This is a genomic window from Xenorhabdus bovienii (assembly GCF_024721015.1).
In the GTDB taxonomy this organism is placed as follows: domain Bacteria; phylum Pseudomonadota; class Gammaproteobacteria; order Enterobacterales; family Enterobacteriaceae; genus Xenorhabdus; species Xenorhabdus bovienii.
Genome location: NZ_JANAIF010000009.1, coordinates 83,108 through 91,421, shown reverse-complemented (window position 1 = coordinate 91,421; position 8,314 = coordinate 83,108). Strand labels below are relative to the sequence as shown.

The following is an 8,314-nucleotide window of genomic DNA, read 5'->3' as shown; positions in this document are numbered from 1 at the left end:
ACCGTGCTTTTCCTTAACCCCCAGAGCTATTCGGGCCAGCGTCAGGGATTCGGAACAGGCGATTTCAACCGCGGTTGCGATCATTTCAGGCGTCATGGCGAGATACCGGCCGCCGGCATGACCGCCCAATAGACCGGCAATCCCGAAGTCATGCCAAGTGTGAACCCAGTTATAAATAACCCGGACACTGCATCCTGTCTCAACGGCGATCTGGCGCGGTTTTAATCCTCTGGCCAGCATGAGTAAACCGGTTCCTCTCGTACGGATGTCCCGATGCTGATGATTCAGGGCGAGTTGTTGCAACGTGATTCGTTCAGGCTCAGAAAGGACTATCTTCGATTTCATTAGTGGACGCGGTAAGTCAGTGTATTGTATTACCGACTATAACAAAAGTGCAGATAATTTCATTGATTAACTTATTATTAAATCTGGAGATATAAATAAACAATATGATATTAAAATAACAGCAATGCAAAATATAGGAAAGGTGATTATTCCTGACGGGATTAATATGATTTTAAAACCAGAAGACTATACCGAGTTAAAAATCGAACAGAGTAATGAAAGTAAGAATAATATATACAGAAAAAATCTTATATTTGATGTGAATTATTCTAAATATGCAAAGGTCGTATGTGTTTTTAACAGGAAAAGCTTCAGTTGTAAAAATAATACTGATGGTAAAGGTGATTTTTATTTGGGTAATATATCAGCGGGAAGAGATAATCTTAATTTGCATGAAAAAGCACGCTTTAACATAAGTGCAATACAAAAGATTGAAGGGGCAGATCCTTTTGATCCAAAATTGTGGAGTGATATTAATTATGAGTCTGTGGGAGGATATTTTCCTCCAGACTTTAATGAAGTGCATGATATCTCTCACCCCAAAAGTATCTTGTCTGCTGAAATTGAAAATAATGTAATTACTGGATTTGGTGGTGATAATAAACGCTATACTGATATGAATAATGATATAATCTTACCTTCAGAATACTCTATATGTATGAAGAAAGGGGGTGATTCGCCTTTACCTCCAGGCTCTTCTCTGTGTTCTGAAAAAGGGGATAATAATATTTACTTAAAGATTCCATTCAAAGATAGTAGGGAGTTTTCGGAACTTCCAATAAAATATGGAAATTTTTCGGGTAGGAAAAATTTTCCAATTTGGAGCATTACTCTTCCACCTACATTGAAAGATGGACTATATTATCTTGAGGTAACAGATAAATATCATCCATTAGGATTGCCTAATTTCAAAGAAACTTACTACTCAATTCTAAATAAAACATATTTTCAAATATTAACTCCTAATGTTGAAATTAAAACTCCTTCTGTGGGCGACGTGAATACTGTAGGTACGCCAAGTTTTGTATCAGGTGATGCTAATGTACCCGGTGATGAAGTTGATGTTAAAAAGCGCAAAATTACATTTTCTTTGGAAAGTCAGGGAAAGAATAATTTAAACAGTGCACAAGAAATTGTTATTTGCACGGGAGCCATCGTCAATGATAATGGTCAGTGGGAATGTAGTAGGCCTGTTATTTTCACCGCAGGTACTTATGAATTAACTGCTGAATTAATGAAAGCAGGTAAAATAGTTGCTAAAAATACTACTTACATGACAGTCAAAAAGAAAAATAATAAGGACAAGGATAAATTTAAAAGTGATTACCCCAAAAATAATACAACCGTTGATCCGGATGGCACCATTCAGCTTTTTGGCTCATTCGGTACTGTCGGCGGTGTCGTTGCGGGGGCTGGAGTTGCTGTCGTGGGGCTGTTAGGTTCGATTTTCGGGGCCGTCAGTGGAGCCGTGTCTTTAGTTGCCGGACTGCCTGCTACCCTTTGGGGCGTCGCGATCAATCCGAATAAACTCGGCGGGGGAGATATCTACACGCTGACATTACAGGAAACCCACTACGGTCAGCTTGTCGGCGATCCGATCATCTGGACGTTTACGGTGCCGATGCGGATTACTGAGCCGGGGCTGAATGCCCAGTACCGGGTAGATAACCCCATTTCCATTAAAGGCGAAGGCACGCCCGGCCAGCTTATCCTGATTGCCGGCTCACAGTATTTGCTGTCGTCCAGATTAACCGTGGGGCAGGTTCCAGAGAACAACCTGATTTGTCAGACCACGGTTAATGGCGGGGGAACATGGGCCTGCCCCAATAACCCGGCCATGACGGCAAAACTGGCGGGCACCTTCTTCTTGTATGGGGCACAGTATAAAAAAACTGCACCGGGTAACGTGGATGCCATGTATGAAAGAACCTCGGCGGTGGTGCGCCGGTATGACATCACCCAGACCCGTATCAATATCACGGCCCCCCGGCAGGGCGCCAAAATCACGGTGCTGCCATTGACCATCACCGGCACGGGTGAGCCGAGAGCTCAGGTACATCTCGGCAGTTTTGGCGGGACACCGAAGTGTAACACCGATGTTGAGGCATCAGGGATCTGGTCTTGCGGGCCCTATCAGCCGGAAAAGGGGGAATACACGCTTTCCGCTGAACAGCTTATCAATAATCAGCTGCACTCAACGGCACAGGTTTCCTTTGACGTCCAGACTGACCGCATCAGGCCGCTGGTTATCACCCAACCACATCATGGTGGGGTATACCGGTATCAAGAGTCGGTTGTGCCGGCGGGCCAAGGCGAACCGGGCACCACAATCTGTCTGGCAGAGCAGGCGCTGGAGCAGGTATGCCAGAACGGGGTCACAGTGGATAAAGAGGGGCGCTGGACAGAGCGTGACCGCCTGAACACCGCGCGCAAGGGGGAACAAACCCTGGTAGCAACCGCCTTTTTGGGCCAGGCTCGGCAATCCACGGCGAAGGTTACCTTTCAGGTGGAGGGGGCTGACGGTGAACGCCTGCTGACGGTGAACGTCCCCGGAGAGGCGGCGGTGATAAAAACCCCGTCTTATACCTTTAGTGGCACCCTGCCGGCTAACGGCAGGTCGGTGACGGTGCATGCGTTTGGCGGCAATGAGGGTTGCACTGCGGAGCTGAACCTGACCAGTGGTAGTTGGACATGCGGGCCCTACAGTGCAGTGCCTGGGGATTACCGTGCGGTCATTGAGGATGATACCGGCAGCCGGATTGCGCGGAGCTTTAAGGTGCGTTATGGGGATAACCTGCAGATGCGCGTGCTTGAACCGGCAGAAGGGGCGCAAATTGACCGCCCGCTTTATGCCATTAACGGAACAGGGCAGACAGGGGCGCGCATTACGGTGACTCTGGCGGGCGAGCCAGTTTGTGAGACAACGGTGGATGAGCACCAGACGTGGGCCTGCCCAAAACGCCAGCTATCCCGTCAGGGGGATTACCAACTGCTGGCCCGGCAATGGGTGGATGAGGTACCCTCAGGCAAGGTGGTCATCCGGGATTACCGTGTCACTTACCGCATTCAGGATCTGAGTGTGCTGCAACCGACAGAGGAAGTTCAAATCACCACGCCAACGTATGACATCAGTGGAAAGGGGGAATCCGGGGCTCAGGTGACCGTGGCCGCTTCCGGTAAGCCACTGTGTAGCGCGATTGTGGACGGGCAGCAGAACTGGGTTTGCCCGCGTTTCGTCTCCTCGCCGGGCTGGTATGAGATTGAGGCCCGGCAAACGCTGGAGGAGTATAGCTGGGGCAAACCGATCACCCGGCACTATGAGGTCATTTACGGGATGCCGGATATCGTCATCAACAGCACTGCCCCGGCATTTTGTCCTCCGCCGAACACCGGCCAGCCAACGTCGGCCTTCGTGACGGGGAAAGCCCTGCCGGGGAGCTACATTACCCTGAATGCTTCCGCCGGTCATACCTGCGGGACCACCCAAGCATCGGCGAAAGGAAGCTGGAGTTGCCGCCTTGATAATGTCTGGTTAGGGAAGTTTCACCTGACGGCGTTCCCGTCACTCACGCCTGATGGCCGTCCGGTGGGACCGACAGTCGAGCAGGAGGTGACCACCAGGGAGAATACCTTCAGGGTGCAGGAACCCGGCAATCGTGTGGTGTATGAAACTCGCTCACCTTGGGGGCGCGTAGCCCACATAACGATGTACGGCGTAGGAACACCGGGGGAAGAGGTGGAGCTTGAAGTCGTGAGAGCGTCGGGATGGAAGACCACGAGCCGGGTCAGGGTGGGGAATGATGGGGGCTGGGAATACGACGGATTCCAGTTAGGTGTAGGGGAGTATACGCTGCATGCCTCCCAGCAGGGATGTGACAAGGGTTCGTCGGCGGATATTTATTTTTCGGTAACATCGAAGCCGATAACGATCCCCTGCCCTCCACATGTCATATGTGATAACTAAGAAAGCCAAATCCGCTCCTTGTTGGGGCGGATTTTTACCAAGCCTATTTTGAAATTAATTCAACCTTTATTTGGCGTAGGGCTTTACGGAAAAAATGCTATACGGCGGCAACATCCCTCGTTCCGCCCTCATTTCTTCTCAATTTCGTAAACTCAGCGAGTAAGCCAGATACCAGCGAACACACTGAGCCATGATGTCAACAGGATAATGCAGACGTTTGAAAGATTTCCGTATTAAAGACAGGCTCAGCTCACAGAGTAAAAGGCAGAACATTACCTGACCTCACCTTAATGTGACAGAACCGTTATAAGTAACACTCATCTCACGATTCCGGAGCCTTCCAAGCTCTGGTATCGTGTGATTCCCCAAATACCTCTGCAAACTTTGCAGTATTCCCGCCATTGAATTTCTTGGTTTTTGTCATGCTTAACACAATTTTATTTGCTCTTTCCCAAAAGCAATTTTTCTGCATGCAATAACGAACGCTCACCAAGGAAAGTCGTGGCTGAAGATAGCGATCTCGAAAAAACCGAAGAACCCACGCCCCATAAACGGGAAAAAGCCCGCAAAGACGGGCAGATTGCGCGTTCAAAGGAACTGACTTCTATCCTGATGCTGGCGGGAGGGGTAAGCCTACTCTGGATGAGCGGAAATTCGATCACTCATGAACTTTCACTGATGGTATTCGAAGGGTTTAACTTCGACCATAACATGGTCAGCAACGATAAGCAGATGATTCAGCAGGTCGGTCGCTTATTGAAACAGGCAGTGTGGGCATTGCTGCCAGTATTCGTTGGTCTGGTTCTGGTTGCCCTCAGTGCACCGACATTGATGGGGGGGCTGATATTCAGTTCAAAATCTATCAAATTTGATCTAGCTAAACTGAGCCCGATTTCTGGATTGAAGAAGATCTTCTCCATGAACGCACTGGCGGAACTGTTCAAGGCCATCTTGAAAGCCTCACTGGTCGGTGGTGGAGCTGCCCTGTTTATCTGGCTGAATTGGCCGGCCATGTTGAACTTGACTGCCCAGCCCCCGCTGATGGCGTTGAGTGATGCCATGATGATGCTGATCTTTGCTGGCTACATTGTCTTATTTATGTTGATACCGATGGTGGCGTTTGATGTGCTCTATCAAATCCGCAGCCACTTGAAAAAGCTGAGAATGACCCGTCAGGAGATCAAGGATGAATTCAAGGAGCAAGAAGGGGACCCACATGTAAAGGCACGCATTCGTCAACAACAGCGGGCGGCGGCGCGTAAGCGTATGATGAGCGATGTGCCGAAGGCTGATGTTATTGTGACCAACCCGACCCACTACGCCGTTGCCTTGCAGTATGACAGCAAAAAAATGGGCGCCCCCAAAGTATTGGCAAAAGGGGCGGGGCTTATTGCCTTACGCATCAAAGAAATTGGTGCAGAAAACCGAATTCCGTTATTGGAAGCCCCACCACTGGCAAGGGCGTTATTTCGTCATGCCGAAGTGGGGGGCTTTATTCCTGCGACGTTTTATGCTGCCGTCGCTGAAGTGCTTGCCTGGGTTTACCAATTGAAACGTTGGAAACGAGAAGGCGGCCTGAAACCGAAAACACCTGAAAATCTGCCGGTGCCATCTGCACTGGATTTTGCTGGAGAAAATAATCGTCATGGCTAATCTGGCCTCATTACTTCGTTTACCGGGGAATATGAAAGGCTCCCAGTGGCAAATGCTTGCGGGGCCTGTACTGATCCTCATGATCTTGTCAATGATGGTGCTGCCGTTACCACCATTCCTGCTTGATCTGCTATTCACTTTTAACATTGCACTTTCCATTATGGTCTTGCTGGTGGCGATGTTTACCCGTCGGACACTGGATTTTGCCGCATTCCCGACTATTCTGCTGTTCTCAACATTACTGCGCCTGTCACTGAACGTTGCATCTACACGTATCATTCTGATGGAAGGCCATACGGGTTCAGCGGCAGCGGGTCAGGTAGTGGAAGCTTTCGGACACTTTCTGGTTGGCGGTAATTTCGCGATTGGTATCGTGGTTTTCGTTATCCTGATCCTGATTAACTTTATGGTCATTACCAAAGGTGCGGGGCGTATCGCAGAAGTCGGTGCGCGTTTTGTACTGGATGGCATGCCCGGTAAACAGATGGCGATTGACGCTGATTTGAACGCCGGCTTGATTGGTGAAGATGAAGCCAAAAAACGCCGTGCCGAAGTGACACAGGAAGCAGACTTTTACGGCTCAATGGATGGTGCGAGTAAATTCGTGCGTGGAGATGCCATTGCCGGATTGATGATTCTGGTGATTAACATTATCGGTGGACTGATTGTCGGTGTTGCCCAGCATAATATGAATCTGGGAGATGCAGCGGAAGCTTATACCCTGCTGACCATCGGTGACGGGTTGGTAGCTCAGTTGCCCGCTCTGATTATCTCCACGGCGGCGGGTGTGATTGTGACCCGAGTGGCGACCGATGAAGATGTTGGTCAGCAAATGGTGACTCAGCTTTTCAACAACCCACGGGTGTTGATGTTGAGTGCGGGAGTACTGGGCTTGCTTGGTCTGGTGCCGGGAATGCCGAATTTAGTTTTTCTATTATTCACGGCGGCATTGGCGGGTTTAGGATACTTCCTGCTGCGCAAGGATAAAAATCCGCTTGCGGCACAGCACGAAGAGATGAAAGCCGTAGAGGAACAGCAACAAACCGCAGAAGCCTCATGGTCTGACGTACAACTGGAAGATCCACTGGGCATGGAAGTGGGTTATCGTTTGATCCCGATGGTAGATTTCCGCCAGAATGGTGAACTGCTTGGGCGTATCAGCGGTATCCGCAAAAAATTTGCGCAAGAAGTGGGCTATTTGCCGCCGGTGGTGCATATCTGCGATAACCTGGAGTTGGCACCTGCCAGCTACCGTATTTTGATGAAAGGGGTCGAAATTGGCCGTGGTGAAGCGCACCCAGGACGCTGGCTGGCAATTAACCCAGGTGGCGCAGTTGGCGAGTTACAGGGAGATTTGACGCAAGATCCTGCTTTTGGTCTGTCTGCGGTCTGGATTGATGATTCCCTGCGAGAACAGGCGCAGGTACAGGGTTATACCGTTGTCGCGGCCAGTACCGTTGTTGCGACTCACCTAAACCACCTGCTATCTCAACACTCCAGCGAACTGTTTGGCAGACAGGAAGCACAGCAACTGTTTGAGCGTGTCAGCCAGGAAATGCCGAAACTGACGGAAGATTTCATACCTGACGTGGTGAGCTTGACCACCTTGCACAAAGTATTACAAAACTTGTTGGCAGAGCAGGTGCCGATCAGGGATATGCGTACCATTATCGAAACACTGGCTGAACATGCGCCAACACAAGCCGATCCTTATGAATTAACCGCCACGATTCGAATTGCGCTTGGCAGAGCCATTGCCCAGCAATGGTTCCCCAGGGCGGATGAAATCAAAGTTATTGGGCTGGATGCAGGTCTTGAACGTCTGTTGCTTCAGGCATTGCAAAGCGGTGGAGGGCTGGAGCCCGGCTTGGCAGAAAGTCTCGAACGGCAGGCGGCAGAAGCGCTGGAGCGTCAGGAAATGTTGGGTGCACCGCCCGTGCTGCTGGTCAATCATGCACTGCGTCCGCTGCTGTCTCGTTTCCTGCGCCGCGTATTACCTCGATTGGTTGTGCTGTCTAACCTTGAAATCACCGATAACCGCCAAATCAGAATGACGGGAACGATTGGTGGAGCAAGATAAACGTTATAAGCATGATGACAAACCTCACACAAACAGTGAGGTTTGTCAGTCATTCCCCAGCATTCCATTAAATCCCATTTGGCTTTTCCTCCTTCTAATGCAATTTATAGATAATGCACTATTTTTGAGTGTAAAATAATATATAAAAATTGAATTTATATTTAAATAAATATAAGTATTTATTTTTTTAAAATTATTATTTTATTAAATATATTCTTGATGTAATATAAATGGATCATAATCTTTAATTATTTCCATATTTTATGGAATTT

4 protein-coding genes and 1 pseudogene are annotated in these 8,314 nt (G+C 49.0%); 3 read left to right on the top strand and 2 right to left on the bottom strand.

All coding sequences use genetic code 11. The features are described 5' to 3' along the window. Positions 1 to 345: helix-turn-helix domain-containing protein (locus tag NXS07_RS04595; protein ID WP_258086251.1), on the bottom strand; the 345-nt coding region annotated here is incomplete at its 3' end. A 997-nt stretch (positions 346 to 1,342) separates the two neighbouring features. On the opposite strand from NXS07_RS04595, the gene NXS07_RS04590 reads away from it, so the two are divergent. After that, on the top strand, positions 1,343 to 4,309 hold the full coding sequence (locus NXS07_RS04590; RefSeq protein ID WP_258086250.1) for a hypothetical protein: 2,967 nt from the start codon (positions 1,343 to 1,345) through the stop codon (positions 4,307 to 4,309). A gap of 141 nt (positions 4,310 to 4,450) precedes the next feature. Here NXS07_RS04590 and NXS07_RS04585 read toward each other — a convergent pair. Continuing rightward, a pseudogene (locus NXS07_RS04585) lies at positions 4,451 to 4,552 on the bottom strand (IS6 family transposase); the annotation flags it as partial. Between the two features lie 258 nt (positions 4,553 to 4,810). Here NXS07_RS04585 and flhB point away from each other — a divergent pair. Together flhB and flhA are read left to right on the top strand one after the other, a co-directional pair. After that, a complete protein-coding gene (gene flhB, locus NXS07_RS04580; RefSeq protein WP_258086249.1) occupies positions 4,811 to 5,962 on the top strand; it encodes a flagellar biosynthesis protein FlhB in 1,152 nt (383 codons plus the stop codon). Then, entirely contained in the window at positions 5,955 to 8,042 is a 2,088-nt protein-coding gene (gene flhA / locus NXS07_RS04575; RefSeq protein WP_258086248.1) for a flagellar biosynthesis protein FlhA, read from the top strand. Before flhB ends, flhA begins: the two co-directional genes overlap by 8 nt. Positions 8,043 to 8,314 lie beyond the last annotated feature (272 nt).